Source organism: Psychroflexus torquis ATCC 700755 (assembly GCF_000153485.2).
GTDB lineage: Bacteria > Bacteroidota > Bacteroidia > Flavobacteriales > Flavobacteriaceae > Psychroflexus > Psychroflexus torquis.
The window spans coordinates 1,099,547-1,117,161 of sequence record NC_018721.1 but is presented as its reverse complement, the minus strand read 5'-3'; the positions used below and the strand labels follow the sequence as shown (position 1 = coordinate 1,117,161).

19 protein-coding genes are annotated in these 17,615 nt (G+C 35.2%); 9 read left to right on the top strand and 10 right to left on the bottom strand.

All coding sequences use genetic code 11. The annotated features are described in order from the left end of the window. Positions 1-177: 177 nt before the first annotated feature. A complete protein-coding gene (tyrS, locus tag P700755_RS04895) occupies positions 178-1,473 on the bottom strand; it encodes a tyrosine--tRNA ligase (RefSeq protein WP_015023626.1) in 1,296 nt (431 codons plus the stop codon). Here tyrS and P700755_RS04890 point away from each other — a divergent pair. Then, entirely contained in the window at positions 1,472-2,542 is a 1,071-nt protein-coding gene (locus tag P700755_RS04890; RefSeq protein WP_015023625.1) for an SDR family oxidoreductase, read from the top strand. The two genes, tyrS and P700755_RS04890, sit on opposite strands and share 2 nt — an antisense overlap. Here the strand turns inward: P700755_RS04890 and P700755_RS04885 are convergent, their stop codons facing one another. From P700755_RS04885 to P700755_RS04875, 3 genes are read right to left on the bottom strand one after another with little or no spacing between them, the layout of a single operon-like run. Next, on the bottom strand, positions 2,543-2,995 hold the full coding sequence (locus P700755_RS04885) for a DUF4296 domain-containing protein (protein ID WP_015023624.1): 453 nt from the start codon (positions 2,993-2,995) through the stop codon (positions 2,543-2,545). Next, positions 2,996-4,336 (bottom strand): dihydroorotase, encoded by a 1,341-nt coding sequence (locus tag P700755_RS04880; protein WP_015023623.1) that lies wholly within the window; start codon positions 4,334-4,336, stop codon positions 2,996-2,998. It lies immediately after the preceding gene. Between the two features lie 3 nt (positions 4,337-4,339). Further along, positions 4,340-5,065, bottom strand: a complete 726-nt coding sequence (locus P700755_RS04875) for a polyprenol monophosphomannose synthase (protein WP_015023622.1) — start codon at positions 5,063-5,065, stop codon at positions 4,340-4,342. A gap of 140 nt (positions 5,066-5,205) precedes the next feature. Between P700755_RS04875 and P700755_RS04870 the strand changes: the two genes are divergently transcribed. Both P700755_RS04870 and P700755_RS04865 read left to right on the top strand, forming a co-directional pair. Next, positions 5,206-5,811, top strand: coding sequence for a DUF4271 domain-containing protein (locus P700755_RS04870; protein ID WP_281015252.1), 606 nt, complete (start codon positions 5,206-5,208; stop codon positions 5,809-5,811). Positions 5,812-5,841: 30 nt separating this feature from the next. After that, positions 5,842-6,579 (top strand): uroporphyrinogen-III synthase, encoded by a 738-nt coding sequence (locus P700755_RS04865; RefSeq protein WP_015023620.1) that lies wholly within the window; start codon positions 5,842-5,844, stop codon positions 6,577-6,579. An 82-nt stretch (positions 6,580-6,661) separates the two neighbouring features. Here P700755_RS04865 and pckA read toward each other — a convergent pair whose 3' ends face one another. Both pckA and P700755_RS04855 read right to left on the bottom strand, forming a co-directional pair. After that, positions 6,662-8,257 carry a phosphoenolpyruvate carboxykinase (ATP) gene (gene pckA, locus P700755_RS04860; protein ID WP_015023619.1) on the bottom strand — a complete coding sequence of 532 codons (1,596 nt, stop codon included), beginning with the start codon at positions 8,255-8,257 and terminating at the stop codon, positions 6,662-6,664. Between the two features lie 75 nt (positions 8,258-8,332). Further along, a complete protein-coding gene (locus P700755_RS04855; RefSeq protein ID WP_015023618.1) occupies positions 8,333-8,725 on the bottom strand; it encodes a DUF423 domain-containing protein in 393 nt (130 codons plus the stop codon). 71 nt (positions 8,726-8,796) lie between these two features. On the opposite strand from P700755_RS04855, the gene P700755_RS04850 reads away from it, so the two are divergent. After that, positions 8,797-10,164, top strand: a complete 1,368-nt coding sequence (locus P700755_RS04850) for a saccharopine dehydrogenase family protein (RefSeq protein ID WP_015023617.1) — start codon at positions 8,797-8,799, stop codon at positions 10,162-10,164. Here P700755_RS04850 and P700755_RS20565 read toward each other — a convergent pair. From P700755_RS20565 to P700755_RS04840, 3 genes are all read right to left on the bottom strand, one after another. Further along, positions 10,157-10,423 carry a hypothetical protein gene (locus P700755_RS20565; protein ID WP_245536004.1) on the bottom strand — a complete coding sequence of 89 codons (267 nt, stop codon included), beginning with the start codon at positions 10,421-10,423 and terminating at the stop codon, positions 10,157-10,159. The two genes, P700755_RS04850 and P700755_RS20565, sit on opposite strands and share 8 nt — an antisense overlap. An 85-nt stretch (positions 10,424-10,508) precedes the next feature. Next, positions 10,509-10,763 carry a hypothetical protein gene (locus P700755_RS20560; protein WP_051007934.1) on the bottom strand — a complete coding sequence of 85 codons (255 nt, stop codon included), beginning with the start codon at positions 10,761-10,763 and terminating at the stop codon, positions 10,509-10,511. After that, complete coding sequence (locus tag P700755_RS04840; RefSeq protein ID WP_015023616.1) at positions 10,756-11,388, bottom strand: 4'-phosphopantetheinyl transferase family protein; 633 nt, start codon at positions 11,386-11,388, stop codon at positions 10,756-10,758. Before P700755_RS04840 ends, P700755_RS20560 begins: the two co-directional genes overlap by 8 nt. 54 nt (positions 11,389-11,442) lie before the next feature. On the opposite strand from P700755_RS04840, the gene ahcY reads away from it, so the two are divergent. Both ahcY and P700755_RS04830 read left to right on the top strand, forming a co-directional pair. Then, complete coding sequence (gene ahcY, locus P700755_RS04835) at positions 11,443-12,759, top strand: adenosylhomocysteinase (protein ID WP_015023615.1); 1,317 nt, start codon at positions 11,443-11,445, stop codon at positions 12,757-12,759. A 124-nt stretch (positions 12,760-12,883) separates the two neighbouring features. After that, complete coding sequence (locus tag P700755_RS04830) at positions 12,884-14,239, top strand: UDP-N-acetylmuramate--L-alanine ligase (protein WP_015023614.1); 1,356 nt, start codon at positions 12,884-12,886, stop codon at positions 14,237-14,239. A 2-nt stretch (positions 14,240-14,241) separates the two neighbouring features. Here the strand turns inward: P700755_RS04830 and P700755_RS04825 are convergent, their stop codons facing one another. Beyond that, the gene (locus P700755_RS04825; RefSeq protein WP_015023613.1) at positions 14,242-14,820 is read right to left on the bottom strand and encodes an FMN-binding negative transcriptional regulator; all 579 of its coding nucleotides are present in this window, start codon (positions 14,818-14,820) and stop codon (positions 14,242-14,244) included. Positions 14,821-14,955: 135 nt separating this feature from the next. On the opposite strand from P700755_RS04825, the gene radC reads away from it, so the two are divergent. Genes radC through P700755_RS04810 form a run of 3 tightly spaced genes read left to right on the top strand, consistent with a single transcriptional unit; the run spans position 14,956 to position 17,615 of the window. Further along, positions 14,956-15,654, top strand: coding sequence for a RadC family protein (gene radC, locus P700755_RS04820; protein WP_015023612.1), 699 nt, complete (start codon positions 14,956-14,958; stop codon positions 15,652-15,654). Between the two features lie 3 nt (positions 15,655-15,657). Next, positions 15,658-16,944, top strand: coding sequence for a polysaccharide deacetylase family protein (locus P700755_RS04815; protein WP_015023611.1), 1,287 nt, complete (start codon positions 15,658-15,660; stop codon positions 16,942-16,944). Beyond that, a complete protein-coding gene (locus P700755_RS04810; RefSeq protein ID WP_015023610.1) occupies positions 16,941-17,615 on the top strand; it encodes a YjjG family noncanonical pyrimidine nucleotidase in 675 nt (224 codons plus the stop codon). The genes P700755_RS04815 and P700755_RS04810 overlap by 4 nt, the downstream gene beginning before the upstream one ends.

The window sequence follows — 17,615 nt, the reverse complement described above, 5'->3', positions numbered from 1 at the left end:
TTTGCAATTGTTTTTACATTATAGATTTGTACTTTATATTTGTATCAGGATGAAGTTTTTTCATAATAGATTGGTTAGTTAAGAAAAGCCTTGAGCACTCGCTCAAGGCTTTTCTGTTTTAAGTCACAAAAAAAAGGCTTCCCTTTAGAAAGCCTTTTTAAAAGAGTTCAAGTTTATTTAGTTGAATTTTATTAAATAAGTGTTCTTTTTTCCTTTATTGATTAAAACATATTTGCCGTTAATCAAATCTTTTTCTGTAAGCGTATAATCCAATCCTACTTTAGACTTATTCACGGATATAGAATTTTCTTTTAAGGCTCTTCTTGCTTCACCATTTGAGCTTAAAAACTCAGTTTCTGCGGAAAGCGCAGCAATCATATCAAAGTTATCATTTAAGATCTCTTTGCTTAATTCTTTAAGCGGAACCCCTTCGAAGACATCCAGAAATGTAGCCTCATCGAGCTTTGCTAAGTCTTCTTCAGTGCTTTTTCCAAATAGAACTTGAGAAGCTTCTTTAGCCTTGTCTAAACCCTTTTTAGAGTGTACTGCAGCTGTGATTTCATCTGCCAGCCTACTTTGCAGTTGCCTTAAATGCGGCTGTTCTTTATGTGTGTTCACCAAGTCTGAAATCTCTTTTTGGGAAAGGAAGGTGAAAATCTTTATAAATATTTCTGCATCCTCATCACTGGTATTGATCCAATACTGGTAAAATTTATATGGCGATGTTTTTTTAGGATCTAACCAAATATTCCCTGTTGCTGTTTTACCAAATTTGGTACCATCAGCTTTTGTAATCAGTGGGCAGGTTAGTGCAAAGCCTTTTCCTTGGTCGATCCGGCGAATCAATTCTGTGCCTGTTGTAATATTACCCCATTGATCGCTTCCCCCCATCTGTAAAGTACATTTTTGTGTTCTATAGAGGTGCAAAAAATCGTAACCTTGAACAAGCTGGTAAGTGAATTCTGTAAAACTCATACCTTCTTTAGACTCTGAAGACAAACGTTTTTTTACAGATTCTTTGGACATCATATAGTTTACAGTAATATGCTTACCAACATCTCTAATAAAATCTAAGAAAGAAAAATCCTTCATCCAATCATAGTTATTTACTAGGATAGCAGAATTATCTTCTTTAGCATCAAACTCTAAGAATTTAGATAATTGTGCTTTTAAAGCGTTTTGGTTATGCCTTAATGTAGCTTCATCTAAAAGATTTCGTTCTTGAGACTTTCCTGAAGGATCTCCTATCATACCAGTAGCGCCGCCAACCAAAGCTACAGGCTTGTGTCCTGCAAGTTGAAAATGCCTAAGCATCATTACGCTTACCAAATGGCCAATATGAAGGGAATCTGCAGTTGGATCTATCCCCACATAAGCCGCTCTAGGTGATTCATTAAGGTGGTCCTGAGTCCCCGGCATAACATCGTGGATCATCCCTCTCCAAGTTACTTCTTCTATAAAATCGTTTTTCATGATCTGTATTGATTTATGGCAAAGATATTATAATGAAAAAGGTTTCAACTTTCGAAATTTGTATATTTACCAAATGAATTTACTTTCTGGAGCTACAGGTCTTGTTGGAGCACATCTTCTCGCTCAGCTTATTTTGAATAAAGAACAAACAAGGGCTTTATACAGAACCAAAACGAAGCAAGATCAGGCCATTTCTATTATTTTGAAATACGGCATTACTCTACGAGAAGTAAATCAATTTGTCGAGTGGTTTCAAGGTGATATTTTAAATATACCCAGGCTTGAAGAGGCCTTCTTAGATGTAACTCATGTTTACCATTGCGCTGGATTGATAAGCAATAGTCCCTCTGAGTATAAAATGATGCGAAAAATAAATATTGAAGGCACCTCTAATATGGTAAATTTGGCCATAGATTTTTCTATTTTGAAGTTTTGTCACGTGAGTTCTATCGCAACTTTAGGAAAAACCTTGGGTCAAGAATTTGTCACAGAAGAGACTGTTTTAACTGAAGATTTAAAACAATCTTCTTACGAAATAAGCAAATATGGTGCAGAGATGGAAGTATGGAGAGGGTCTCAAGAAGGTCTTGACGTTGTGATTGTAAATCCTGGAATTATATTGGGAGATGGATTTTATGAGTCGGGGAGTGGACTTCTGCTTTCCAAAATTAAAAATGGACTTAAGTTTTATCCCCAAAAAATCACTGGTTTTGTGAGTGTGTATGATGTGAGTAAAGCGATGCATCAACTTATGAAAAGTTCCATCACCAATGAACGTTTTATATTGGTCGCCGAAAATTTAAAATTTAAAATGGTCATCGATGAATTTTCTAGATTATATCAAGTCTCACCTCCAAAGTTGGCTCTTAAACCATGGATGTTATACTTGGCTTGGTGCTTTGAAATTCTAAGGTCTTTTTTGACTTCATATAAACGACAATTGACCTTAGATGCCATCCCGAATTTATTTGAATATTCCTTCTATTCTTCTGATAAAATAAAATCTGAGTTAGACTTTGATTTTGAAGCGTTTACGGTCTATGCTTCGAAGATTTCACAAAGATCCTAATTAGGTTTTACTTAGCACTTTAAGTATTTTTTTTGGAGACAAGGTGTCCAATTTGGCAATAGAATCTTTTTTTATTCTCTTTAGTTTTTTCAAACTATCGATTTCCTTTGCGCGATCAATGTAGAGTCTATCTAATCTTTCAAGACTATCTTTTACAGCTTCATAAATTTCAAGATTGTCATCAAAGTTGATGTTGTAATACTCAATATTCAATTTGATCTGGGTACTATCCAATTGATATTTAGTAGAGATAAATTCCAGCATATCCAAACTCATATCTTTAAATTTTTTTTCATTAATCCCATAAGAAGCATCTAGGAGAACCATATCATAAATAAGGCCTTTCATTTCGGATTTGTTCAAAAGTTTATCTGGTTTTTCGACATCTTCAATTTTTTGACAACCCAGTAATGAAACAATACAAATGAATAATAAATATAGAGTGTATTTCATTTATCTGTTAAATTTTAGGCGTTGACCGAACTTGCCCTCATTAAATTTGAAATTCTCATAGACCAAGTGGCCATTTACAAAGGTATGGGTTACCCTAGACTTGAAGGTTGACCCTTCAAAAGGGGACCACCCACATTTATAAAATATATTGCTAGAGTTGACTGTCCAAGGTGCTTTTAAGTCTAAGAGGACTAAATCTGCTTTGTAGCCCTCTTTTATAAAACCGCGTTGGTCTACATCAAATAAGATAGCTGGATTGTGGCACATTTTTTCTACAATTTTTTCTAAGCTTAATTTTCCTTGATGGTAAAACTCTAGCATGGCTGGTAAAGCGTGTTGTACAAGTGGACCTCCACTTGGTGCTTTAGTATAGGTGTTGTTTTTTTCTTCCTTGGTATGAGGAGCATGGTCTGATGCAACTACATCTATCAAATTGTTGTTTAGTCCTTTTAGGAGTTTCTCTTTGTCATTTGCTGTTTTTACAGCTGGATTCCATTTAATGTAGGTTCCTTTTTTCTCATAATCTGTATCGTCAAACCAGAGGTGATGAATACAAACTTCAGCAGTAATCTTTTTCTTTTTAAGCGGTAGCTTACTGGAAAATAATTTTAATTCTTTGGCCGTTGATAGGTGAAAGACATGTAATCTAGCGCCTGTTTTTTTTGCCAAAGCAACAGCTTTAGACGACGATAAATAGCAAGCTTCTTCGCTTCGAATGGCTGGATGATATTTTATAGGGATGTCTTCGCCGTAGGTTTTTAGATAAGCATCCAAATTTCTTTTTACAGTGTCTTCATCTTCACAATGGGTAGCAATGATTAGGGGTGAATGTTTAAAGATTTGTTCAAGGACCTTTTCGTTATCTACCAACATATTACCAGTTGAAGAGCCTAAAAACAACTTTAAGGCCGCCGTAGTTTTAGGGTTTATTTTTTTGATTTCCTCCAAGTTATCGTTTGTACCACCAAACATAAAGGAGTAGTTAGCGTAAGAATTTTCTTTAGCGATACTGAATTTTTCTTCTAACTTGTCTATGGTAGTGGTTTGCGGATTGGTATTGGGCATTTCAAAATAGGAGGTGATACCACCGGAAATAGCAGCTTTGGATCCTGTGAGTATCGTTTCTTTATGGGTTAATCCAGGTTCTCTAAAGTGAACTTGGTCGTCTATAATGCCTGGAATAAGATGTTTCCCGCCGGCATCAATAATTTTGATGTCACTCGATTTTGCACTTATCGACGAAGAGACCTCTACTATCCAATCGTCTTTGATATGAACGTCGCCTTCAAAGATTTCACCCTCATTGACGATCTTAGAATTTTTGATTAGATATTCTCTCATAATTCAAATTTTACCTAGAAGGCTTTTCAATTTAAGGCTCATTACACCAAAGACAGCTTCTTTGATGATGCCTGTGCTCATTTTCGACTTCCCTTTTGTCCTGTCTGTAAATATAACTGGAATCTCCTTTATTTTAAATCCTTTTTTAAAGGCTTTAAATTTCATTTCAATTTGAAACGCATAACCTACAAACTTTATTTTATTAAGATCCATATCCTCCAGTACCTTCCGGTGATAACAAATAAACCCAGCAGTAGTATCTTCTATAGGTAATCCCGTAATAATTTTTACGTATTTTGAAGCCAGCCAAGACAATAAGACCCTTTTCATAGGCCAATTTATCACATTAACCCCAGTTATATATCTCGATCCAATACTCATATCAAAACCATCTTTAAGACAAGTATTATACAGCCTTATTAGATCATTTGGATTATGAGAAAAGTCGGCATCCATTTCAAAAATATAATCATAAGATCTTTCGAGAGCCCAACGGAACCCATGTAAATAGGCTTTCCCTAAACCGCTCTTAGATTTTCGTATTTCTAAATGTAACCTACCCTTAAACTCTTCTTGTAAGTTTTGAACTAAAGCCCAAGTCTTGTCAAGGGAAGAATCGTCTACAACGAGAATATCAAAATTGACAGGTTGAGAGAAAATATTTCTGACGACCTTTTCAATATTTTCAACTTCGTTATATGTAGGAATGATGACTAATTTGTGAGACATCAAGTCGTATTAAATGTTGGCTGACAAATATATATTTTACAAGCTAAATCTCATCTATAAAACTTCATTTTAATTTACATTTGTCTCAAATATTAAACTTGTTTTTGACCTTAAGACTAATACAAGATCATCATTGGACTGTGGGAATTATCCTGCTTATTTTGATATTTATGTTGATTATAAAGTGGAACAAGACGAACTATTTTTTTTCTTATGTAAACTCTTTTTATGACATGTCTTTTTTCAATAAAAAATTCTCTGAAAAAAGGCGCATAGAGCTCCCCGAGGTTTTTATTTTATTATCAAGTCTTTTAGGATTATCTTTTTTCCTTCATGTCATATCCGACAGCGGTGACTTCAATATTACGTCATACCTTCAAATCTTTTTATTGCTATTGATTTTTTTATTAAGTAAATACCTTATTGAAAAAATGATAGGAGACTTGTTTGAAATAGATCCACTCATAAATAAATATCTTTTTTTTAAGCAAGGTGTTTTAAGTTGGATTAGTTTATTTATACTATTTCCTTTTGGATTGCTTATTTATTTTCAAAACATAGACCACTCACTTTCTGTGACCTTGGTTATTGCTCTTGTGACCTTGCTTTACACTGTAAAGCTATTGATTTATGCTCTCTCTTATCAAAAGCATATTTTAGCTTACTGGTTTTACTTTATTTTGTACCTTTGCGTTTTTGAAATCGCACCCTACCTAATTCTTTTTAAAATGTTTAACACAGACTAATTAGAATTTTGTAAGAAAAAACTAAGCTCTATGAAAGTGAAAAGTATCCTTATTTCACAGCCTAAACCTAATGTAGAAAACTCTCCTTATTCAGAACTTGAAGAAAGATTAAAATTAAAAATTGATTTCATCCCCTTTATACACGTTGAGCCAGTAGATTCTAAAGAGGTAAGGCAGCAAAAAATTGACATCACCAAGTTTTCCGCTATTATCCTTACAAGTAGAAATGCAGTAGATCATTTCTTTAGAATTGCTGAAGAAATGAGATATAAAATACCAGATAGTCTTAAATATTTTTGTTTGAGTGAAGCGGTAGCCTTTTACTTGCAGAAGTATGTAGTGTATAGAAAGCGTAAGATTTATGTTGGGAAAAGAACATTTCAAGAACTTGAAGTAAGTATTAAGAAGCATAAAGATGAAAAATTCTTATTGCCTTCCTCAGATATGCTTAAGTCTATGGTGCCACAGCAGCTCGATAAACTTGGTGTAGATTGGACGCGTGGCATTTTTTATAAAACTGTGGTAAGCGATCTTTCTCATCTTAGAGAAGTATCTTACGATATTGTGGTTTTCTTTAGTCCTAGCGGGATTAAGTCGCTTTACGAGAATTTCCCAGATTTCGAACAAAAAAATACACGCATCGCTGCTTTTGGGAACTCAACCATCAAAGCCGCCGAGGAGAAAGGTCTAAAGGTCCAAATACAAGCTCCTACTCCAAAAACCCCATCTATGACAATGGCCATTGAAAACTATGTAAAAGAGAACTAATTTATTGTTTTCTTTCCATTAAATTAAAGAGCCGATATACAAGTGTATATCGGCTCTTTAATTTAATAATGTTTTCTAGTTTTTAAGCGTTGGGGGCACCATTCAGAATTTCTTCGTCCGCGTAAGATTCAAATTTTTTGAAATTATCTATAAACGATTTAGCTAAGGATTTAGCTTTTAGATCATAAGCTTCCTTGTTCGCCCAAGTCTCTCTAGGGTTTAATACATTAGAGGGAACGTTTGGACAACTTTTAGGGATGGCAATATTAAAGATATCGTGTGTTTTGTATTCCACATCAGAAAGTTGGCCTTCCAATGCAGCTGTAATCATAGCTCTTGTAAACTTCAGTTTCATTCGGTTTCCTGTGCCATAAGGTCCTCCAGTCCATCCTGTGTTAATTAGCCAAACGTTTACTTCTGCTTCTCTCATTTTCTTACTTAGCATTTCACCATACCGTGTAGGGTGTAAAGGCATAAACGGGGCGCCAAAACAAGCAGAGAAACTCGGTATGGGTTCTGTAACTCCAGCTTCTGTTCCTGCCACTTTAGCAGTATAACCACTTATAAAGTGAAAAGCTGCTTGTCCAGGGGTGAGTTTACTTATAGGAGGTAACACACCAAAGGCATCTGCCGTTAAAAAAAAGATATTTTTAGGATTTTCCCCAACAGACCCAGGTTGAATATTGTCTATATGATGAATAGGATAACTTACCCTTGTGTTTTGAGTGATACTTTTGTCTTTAAAATCTACTTCCCCATCTTTAATAATTACATTTTCAAGAATGGCTCCTGGTTTAATACTGTCATATATTTCTGGTTCTCCTTCGCGAGATAAGTTTATGACTTTTGCATAACATCCTCCTTCGAAATTAAAGACTGTATTTTCATTGGTCCATCCATGTTCATCATCTCCAATTAATCTCCTGTCTGGATCTGCAGATAAAGTCGTTTTCCCTGTCCCCGAAAGACCAAAGAAAATAGCAGTATCTCCTTTTTTTCCGACATTGGCAGAGCAGTGCATGGGGAGAGTGTTTTTCATGACTGGGAGTATGAAGTTAAGAGCAGAAAAAATCCCTTTCTTTATCTCTCCAGTATATCCCGTACCTCCTATTAAGGCGATTTTTCGAGTAAAATTAAGAATAGCAAAATTGTGGGCCCGTGTCCCATCAACCTCAGGGTCTGCTTTAAAACTAGGTGCACTAACTACGGTCCACTCTGGAGAAAAATCTTCAAGATCCTTTTCCGTAGGCCTTAAAAACATATTGTAAGCAAACATATTGCTCCATGAATTCTCATTAATGACTCTTATATTAAGTCGGTAATTCTCATCTGCACAGGCATAACAATCTCTTACGAAAAGCTCTTTATCGTTGAGGTAGTTAACCACTTTATTGTATAGTTTATCAAACTGATCAGGGTCAAATTCTAAGTTGATATCACTCCACCATACTTCATCTTTGGTAATATCATCTTTTACAATGAATCTATCTTTCGGAGATCGTCCTGTAAATTCACCAGTGTTGACGGCAAGTGCACCACTATCTACCTCAACACCCATCCCTTTTTGAATGCTGATTTCATGTAAATCTTCAGGTGAAAGTTGATAGTTGATTCTCTTTGAATCGATGCCATAATCTTTTAACTCAATCGTTTTAGTAATTCGCTTTAAGTTATTCATAATTTTGTTGTGTTGTTATTATGACAGACAAAGCTAATGAGTTTATATTTAAATTAAGGAGGTAATTATTATAAATTATGAGCTTTTTTTAATAATATGAATGAAGAGTAAAGCCCAACTCAAAATCAACAAAATTCCACCTATAGGTGTAATCCAAGCTATAGTTTTAAAGTCGAAGCTTGAAAGTTCATTGGTAGCTAGGCCATATATAGAACCCGAAAAGAAGATAACACCAGTGAGTATAAGCCAAAAGAGGATTTTGTTAAGTTTTTGTGTAGTAAAGGTTTGTGTGGATAGAAAAAGCAAAAACAAGGCGTGGTAGATTTGGTATTTCACTCCCGTTTCAAAGGTGTTTATAGCATCTTCAGAAATTATGCTTTCCAAGCCATGAGCTGCAAAAGCTCCAAGGATAATTCCTATACCTCCAAAACAACTTCCGAGTAAAACCAATTTTTTTCTTTGCTTCATCCTTGTATCCCTATTATATTATGTAATTTCAATTTTTACACAAAATTAATCATTAAAATCCATTTTTGAATATGAGATCAATTTTAATCATAGGTGCTGGAAAATCTGCATCATCACTCGTTAGGTTTTTGCTAAAGGCTTCTTCTAAAGAAGACCTACACATAATAATAGGGGATATTTCTATTGATAATGCTAGAAGCCTAACAGCAGATCATCCCAATGCAAAGGCTATGCAATTAGATATTTTTGACAAAGCCAATAGACAAGAAGCTATACAAAGTGCAGACATTGTTATTTCTATGCTACCTGCCAGATTCCATATGGAAGTTGCAAAAGATTGTGTGAAGTTTAATAAAAACATGGTCACAGCCTCTTATGTATCTAAAGAAATGGAAGCATTGGATGCAGAAGTTAAGGAAAAAGGGCTCACCTTTATGAATGAGATAGGGGTTGACCCTGGCATTGACCATATGAGTGCCATGCAGGTGATAGATAGAATAAGATCTCAAGGAGGCAAAATGTTGCTTTTTGAATCTTTTACGGGGGGACTTGTCGCTCCTGAAAGCGATGATAATCTATGGAATTATAAATTCACTTGGAATCCCAGAAACGTTGTTGTGGCTGGACAAGGTGGAGCCGCAGAATTTATCCAAGCCGGTCAATATAAATATATTCCTTACCAACGCCTTTTTCGCAGAACCGAATTTCTAAGCATTCCAAAATATGGGCGCTTCGAAGGCTTAGCCAATCGAAACTCTTTAGCTTACAGAAGTATATATGGATTGGAGAATATTCCTACCATCTACAGAGGAACCCTAAGACGTATTGGTTTTAGCAAAGCTTGGAATGTATTTGTTCAACTTGGATTGACAGACGATACCTATGCGATGCAACACACAGAACAAATGAGTTATAGATCTTTTGTGAATTCATTCTTGCCCTATTCACCAACAGATTCAGTTGAACTTAAGCTAAGGTTGAGCTTAAAAATTGACCAAGACGATCTCATTTGGGACAAACTTGTAGAGTTGGATATTTTTAATTCAGAGAAAATTATTGGACTAAAAAATGCAACTCCAGCTCAAGCTCTTCAAAAAATTCTAGAAGATAAGTGGACTTTGAAGCCAGAAGATAAAGATATGATTGTGATGTATCATAAATTTGGATTTGAGCTTAATGGGGAAAGAAGGCAAATTGATTCTACAATGGTAAGTATCGGTGAGGACCAAACCTATACGGCCATGGCTAAAACGGTTGGGCTTCCCGTTGGTATTGCTGCCCTCAAAATTCTAAATGGAGAAATTAAAAAGCCCGGTGTGTTAAGGCCTATATTTCCAGAAATATACAATCCTATATTAAAATCATTAGAGGATTACGATATTAAGTTTGAAGAGACCGAAAAAGAATTTATAGGTTATAACACAGATCAACTTAACTAAAGGAATTGAGCTGAAAACGCTTGCTCATAACTTTCATATGGGCAGCCTCATAAACAGATCGTTTTTGAAAGTCATCTTTAATTCTTCTATTAACAATAAGAGGATTATTAATGGCTTTCTTGCGTTCTGAAATTATTTCTGCGGATACTCTTGTTTTTGCACCATTTCTAGGGTTAAGATAAACAAGAAGTTGACCAGAAAGTGCAGTATGGATACACATTAAAATTTGGTTCTGAGAGATAGCTTTGGTTCGACTCATTTCCAAAACAGAAGTTGTTGAGCCTCCATCTATCAAAATATATCCTGCGGGGATGATCCCTAAAGTAGAGTTCTTTAATTTAAAATTAGACTTTGTTGAGATCGATTAAGTATTTAGGATTTTGACCAGAAAGTAAATTAAATTTATTTACACGATATAATAGATTTAATTTGATAGTACTCCCACTAAAATTAGCATCGGTTGGTGTTCGGTTTAAAAACCCTTGAGTTTGAGATAGATTAAACTTATCGGGATCTATTAAAACGTTAAATAAGTGATTACCATTTTGAATGCTCCTAAAAATATTAGTGTAAATAGGATTCTGGGGAGGATTAATCATTGGCAATAGCATACACACAAGTGAAATTTTCGAACTCAAGAAAATTTAAGTTGTAAAAAGTAATTTCATTATTTGAAGTTACCCTAGCAGTAGTTTTCTGACTTGAAATTTCAAAATCGTTCACAAAGATATCATGTAAAAAAAGCAATCCTTTTTTTCCGTAAAGCTTATAAAGAGATTCTTTTGCTCCCCAAACAATGGTCAATTTTCTAATGAGATCTCCTGTATCTCCAAGAGCTTCATATTCTTCAATAGGGGTGAACTTTGGTGCGATGAGTTTTATTTTGTCGCGTTGTTTCTCGATATCAATTCCAACTTTTTTAGTGGATACTATAACTGCTGTAAATTCGAAAGAGTGAGTAATAGAAATCTTATGACCATCGTTAAGATGAGGTTTGCCTTTAGTGTCGTAGTCTAAATCAAAATCTGAATATCCAAATTCCTTGAGTAAATGCCTGATGCTCATAAATCCTTTTTTATGGATCTGAGATTTCATGCCGTCGTATCGCTCCCTGCAATAATCAGTTAACTCGACGCCCTCTTCTAGACTTTCTAAAGATTCTTCTATCTTCCAGATGAGGGCGGTTGTATCTTTATCTACTGTTATTCTTTTGTAAATCGGCATAGAGTTGTAAAGGGTTTCCTTAATTTTGTGTTCAAAAATATAATAAAATTAATTATGAGTATGGAAACATTACATTATACTCCTTACAAAGTTAAAGATATTTCTTTGGCAGATTGGGGACGTCGCGAAATAGAGTTAGCAGAATCAGAAATGCCAGGTTTAATGGCGTTGAGAGAAGAGTTTGGAAAACAGAAACCTTTGACAGGCTCTCGCATAGCTGGTTGCTTACACATGACCATCCAAACTGCTGTGTTAATTGAAACACTCGTTGAGCTTGGTGCTGAGGTAACGTGGAGTTCTTGTAATATTTTTTCTACTCAAGACCATGCAGCAGCAGCCATTGCAGAAGCTGGAGTTGCTGTTTATGCTTGGAAGGGAATGACGGAAGAAGAATTCAACTGGTGTATAGAGCAAACTTTGTTTTTCGGGGAAGATAGAAAGCCCTTAAACATGATTTTGGATGATGGTGGTGATTTAACTAACATGGTTCTTGACGACTTTCCAGAACTTGCAGATGCTATAAAAGGTTTATCTGAAGAAACAACTACTGGGGTCCATAGGCTTTATGAGAGAGTGAAAAATGGAACTTTGCCTATGCCAGCTATCAATGTAAACGATAGTGTGACCAAATCTAAATTTGACAATAAATATGGGTGTAGGGAAAGTGCTGTAGATGCCATACGAAGAGCAACAGACCTCATGCTTGCTGGAAAACGTGTTATCGTTTGTGGGTATGGTGATGTTGGTAAAGGTACCGCTGCCTCTTTTAGTGGAGCAGGTTCCATCGTTACAGTAACAGAAATAGACCCTATTTGTGCTTTACAAGCGGCTATGGATGGTTTTGAAGTTAAGAAATTAGAAACTGTAGCTCCAACGGCAGATATTATTATTACGACAACAGGTAATAAAGACATCATTAGAGCTAAGCATTTTGAAGCTTTTAAAGACAAAACTATAGTTTGTAATATCGGTCATTTTGATAATGAAATTGATGTAGCTTGGTTGAAAAAGAATCACGGCGATACCCGTGTGGAAATCAAACCACAGGTCGATAAGTATACAATAAATGGTAAAGACATTATTTTATTAGCTGAAGGTCGTCTTGTGAATTTAGGATGCGCAACAGGCCACCCAAGTTTTGTGATGAGTAACTCCTTTACTAACCAAACTCTTGCTCAAATAGAGTTATGGCAAAATGTAGACAAGTATAAAAATGAAGTATACATGCTCCCAAAACACTTGGATGAGAAAGTAGCAAAACTCCATTTAGAACGTCTTGGAGTTGAACTCACAGAGTTGGAAACCGATCAAGCTGATTATATTGGTGTAGAAGTTAAAGGTCCATTTAAACCTGAATATTATAGGTACTAGTTGTGAACTAGTATTTAGTACAAACCAAGCCTAAAAAGCTTGGTTTTTTTTATTAAAAATTAAAATAAGACTTACACCTTAGAGCTTTTTTTAAATCTATTACCTTTAATTCAAATTTCAAAACATGCATATACATTTTATAGCGATAGGTGGAAGCGCCATGCACAATCTTGCAATCGCCTTACATGAAAAGGGAGACCAAGTCACAGGTAGTGATGACGAAATCTTTGAGCCTTCCAAAACTAGGCTAAAAGTAAAGGGTTTACTACCTGAGGAGTTTGGTTGGTTTCCAGAAAAGTTAACATCAGATATAGACGCTGTTATTCTTGGTATGCATGCCAAAGCAGACAACCCAGAACTTCTAAAAGCTACAGAATTAGGTCTTAAAATTTATTCTTATCCAGAATATCTTTTTGAACATTCCAAGCAAAAAACTAGGGTAGTGATAGGAGGTTCTCATGGTAAGACTACCATTACTGCTATGATTCTACATGTGATGCATTATCACGATAAAGAAGTAGATTTTATGGTTGGAGCACAATTGGAAGGCTTTGATACTATGGTTCACCTAACCGAAGAGAACGACTTCATTTTATTGGAAGGGGATGAATATTTGAGTTCGGCATTAGATAGACGACCAAAGTTTCATCTATATCAACCCAACATCGCTTTGCTAAGTGGAATTGCCTGGGACCATATCAATGTCTTTCCCACCTTCGAAAATTATGTAGATCAGTTTGAATTATTTCTTGATTCCATGACCAATGGGAGTACTTTGGTTTACAATGAGGAAGATGATATACTCACTCAACTGGCTTTAAATGCTAAAAAGCCTACTCGAAAACATGCCTATTCTACTCCAGAACACACCATAGATGACGCGGTAACCTATTTGGAAACTCCAGAAGGCCCATTGCCTGTGGAAGTTTTTGGAAAGCATAACTTACAAAATATAGCAGGGGCAAAATGGATTTGTCAACATATGGGGGTAGACCAAGATGATTTCTACGAAGCGATCAATAGCTTTAAAGGGGCGTCCAAAAGGCTGGAAAAAATAGCAGAATCTAATAAAGCTATCGTTTTTAAAGATTATGCGCATTCCCCCTCCAAAGTTTTAGCCACGACAAAAGCGGTGAAAGCACAATTTTCTTCGAAGGTAGTTTTAGCTTGTTTAGAGCTTCATACATATAGCAGCTTGAATTCAGAGTTTTTGAAAGAGTACAAAGAAGCTTTGAATGCGGCAGATGAAGCTGTGGTGTTTTACTCTCCTAAAGCTTTAGAAATTAAACAGCTTGAAGCTATTACCGAAGAACAAATTTTTGAGGCTTTTGGAAGAAAAGATCTAAAAATATTTACCAATCCTGAAGCTTTTAGAGAGTTTTTGAAGTCAAAGTCTTATTTAGACCAGGTTTTGTTACTGATGAGCAGTGGGAATTATGGAGGATTGGATTTTGAAGAAATCAAAAAGTGGATTCAATAATCTTACTGACTTAAGGTGTTTAAAAACAGATTTAAGCGTTTTTCCTGACTTTTTTTGAGGAGTGTTTTAGCTTTATTGAAATGAGATTCAGATTTGTCTTGGCTCATCTTGAACCTTCCGTGGAACTCATCTATAGAGACTTCAAGGCCTTGTATAAAATGCTTTAATACAGGAATTTTAGGATGGTTTGATTCAAGCTTAAAGTTGAAATCCAATTGGTTGGTCATTGCTATTAAACTTTCTACCATTGTAGGTTCTTCAATAAAGTTGGCTTTCCCTTTTAAATGAACTTTTGCAAAATTAAAAGTAGGGAGTTCATCAGTTTCAAATTCTGAGGGAGAAATGTAAGCATCGCCTGCGTGAAAGATAAGTTCTACCTGGGACTTGTGGATATGCTGAAATTGTGGATTCTCTTTGTTAATATGTCCTACCAATTTATCGTTGTAAATTATAAAAGGGATGTGCGACGTAAAAATTTCTTGGTCGTGGAGACTGATTAGCGTGGCTAGCGGAAATAACTCGATAAAGGTTTTTACAGATTCCCAACTTTCGGATGTAAAATGACTTGGTAAATAGCTCATAGTTTAGAAATAATAATGTCAAAATTACACTGTTTTTTAGCTGAATTTTAATTCTGAGTCAATTATTTATGACTTCTTAGTTGGAGAGCTCAGGGTGTTTTCTATTTGATTACCTTTATCTAAATAAGCATTAGTATGAAACCCTCCTCAAAATCTTTTAGCATAAAGAATTGGTCTGAAGGTGATAGACCAAGAGAAAAGTTAATTCATAAAGGTAAATCTAGCTTAAGTGATGCAGAACTTTTAGCGATTTTAATAGGCTCTGGTAATAGGGAAGAGAGTGCTGTTGAGCTTTGTAAACGGATTTTACATGCTTCTGAAAACAGTCTGCAGAAACTCGCTAAATTCAATTTAAGCCAACTTCAAGATTTTAAAGGAATTGGTGAAGCCAAAGCGATTAGTATCATCGCAGCACTCGAGATTGGAAATAGGAGAGGAGCAGAGTCTGTTAAAGAGCTTAATAAAATTTCTACAAGTAAGGATGTATTTACGATAATGCATCCTTTTTTAGGGGATTTGGATCATGAGCAGTTTTGGATACTGATGCTGAACAATTCCAATAAAATTATTTATAAATATCCCTTAAGCAAAGGTGGAATTACGTCCACTATGGTAGACACGCGTTTGGTTTATAAAAGTGCTTTGGCTCATGGCTCTACAGCTCTTATTTTGGTTCATAATCATCCTTCTGGAACCTTGCAACCTAGCCAAGCCGATAAAACCATCACCCAAAAACTGAAAAATGCCGGTGACCTGCTGGATATAAAGATTCTGGACCATATTATTGTAACAGAAAAAACTTATTTTAGCTTTGCTGATGAAGGTATACTTTAATTTATGGAACTATTAGTTTACATTCCAAAACAAACTCCAAGAATCAACTATATCTTTAGACACATGTGTGGAAGGATACTGGGGTTTAAAGTCAAATTTTGCACGAAAGTTGAAGATTTCATTGCTTTCGAGGGCGTAAAGTTTTCTTACGCTAAGAAAAAATTGGGCAATGAAGTTTTTATCCAAAAGTTTGGTTTATTGGATGAGCAAGGGATTAACGATCTTAATTTCAGTGTGGATCATTGGGAAGAGGTTCCGTGCTTTTTTCGAGTCTCTTCAGAAAGTGAAATTCCTTTTGATATTTTTTCAGCAGCATTCTATTTAATTACACGATACGAAGAATATCAGCCTCATGTCAAAAATGATGTCGATTCTTATCCTATTGAAGAAAGTTTGGCCCACCAATATGATTTTCTAAAACAGCCTGTGGTGGATGTTTGGACTTATAAGCTAAAAAAAATATTGGAGGCTAAGTTTCCTAAAATCAGTTTTCCAAAGCGAGAGTTTAACAGTCATTTTTTGATAGCAGTGTCCAAAGCTTTTGAACATAGACACAATGGTTTCGTAAGATTTGTGGGAGCTTCTTTTAGGGATATTTTTCAACTCCAGATCAAATCTCTTTTTGAACGCTTTAAGACTATGTTGAGGCTTCAGCCAGATCCTTTTGATATTTATGATGAACTTATAGGTTTTGCAAAAGAGAATAAATTGAAGTTCGATTTCTACTTTCAATTGAGCAACTATTCTAGGTACAGTAAAAGTATAAGTTATAATAAAAGGATTTATCACAACCTTATTAAATCTATGGGAGATTACGGAGATCTTGGACTTTTGCCTGGTTTTGAAGGACTCCATGACTATGAAATTCTCGAGAAAGAAATAAAACGTTGGGAGGGCATAGTCAACAGAAGTTTAGTAAAAACTCTTATAAAGAATTACCATCTTAATTTTCCAGATGCCTATCTCAATTTCAACAAGTTGGAAGTTGAGAAAGATTTTTCTATGGGTTATCAAAAAAATATAGGCTTTCGGGCAGGGACTTGTACCGCTTTCCAATTTTATGATTTGAATTTGGAGCAAGTGTCTGGACTGGTTATACAGCCTTATGTTTTAAATTCCAGGATTTTAAAAGGCATAGATATTTATGAAAAAATCGAGGAACTGAAGCAATTAAAATCCGCTATAGTATCAGTTGATGGACAAATGAATTTTATATTTGAAAATTCAGATTTTGTAGATCGCTATTCTAAAAATGCCATATTTGCACTCATGAAAGAAATGAAACAATGAAAGAGATAACCGATATTTTTTTTGATCTAGATCACACGCTTTGGGATTTTGACAAAAACTCAGAACTTACTTTTGAAACTATTTTTAAAAGCTACAATGTCGATCTACCCCTAAACGATTTTCTGCAGGTTTACTTACCTGTGAATAGGAAGTATTGGAAGCTTTTTAGGGAGGGTAAGATCGAGCAAAAAGACCTGAGATTCCAGCGTTTGAGCGAAGTGTTTGATACGCTTAAGTTCTCTGCATCAGAACAGCTCATCGATGATTTATCTCAAGCTTATATAGATCAATTGCCAAATTACAACCACTTGTTCCCCAACACATTTGAGGTGCTGGATTATTTATCTGCTAGCTATAAGCTCCATATTATTACCAACGGCTTTTATGATGTGCAACATAAGAAGCTAGGGAATTCAAAGTTGTCTCCTTACTTTCAAACAATAACCACTTCGGATGATGCAGGAGTCAAAAAACCTAATAGGATTATTTTTGATTATGCCTTAGACCTAGCAAAAACAAAGCACTCCCAGAGTATCATGATAGGCGATAGTCTAGAAGCGGATGTAGAAGGTGCAAAGGCTATAGGGATAGAGGCCATATTTTTTGGATATGATGCAAATTACAAAGGGATTCAAATTCAAAATTTAAATGAACTCAAATCTTATTTTTAA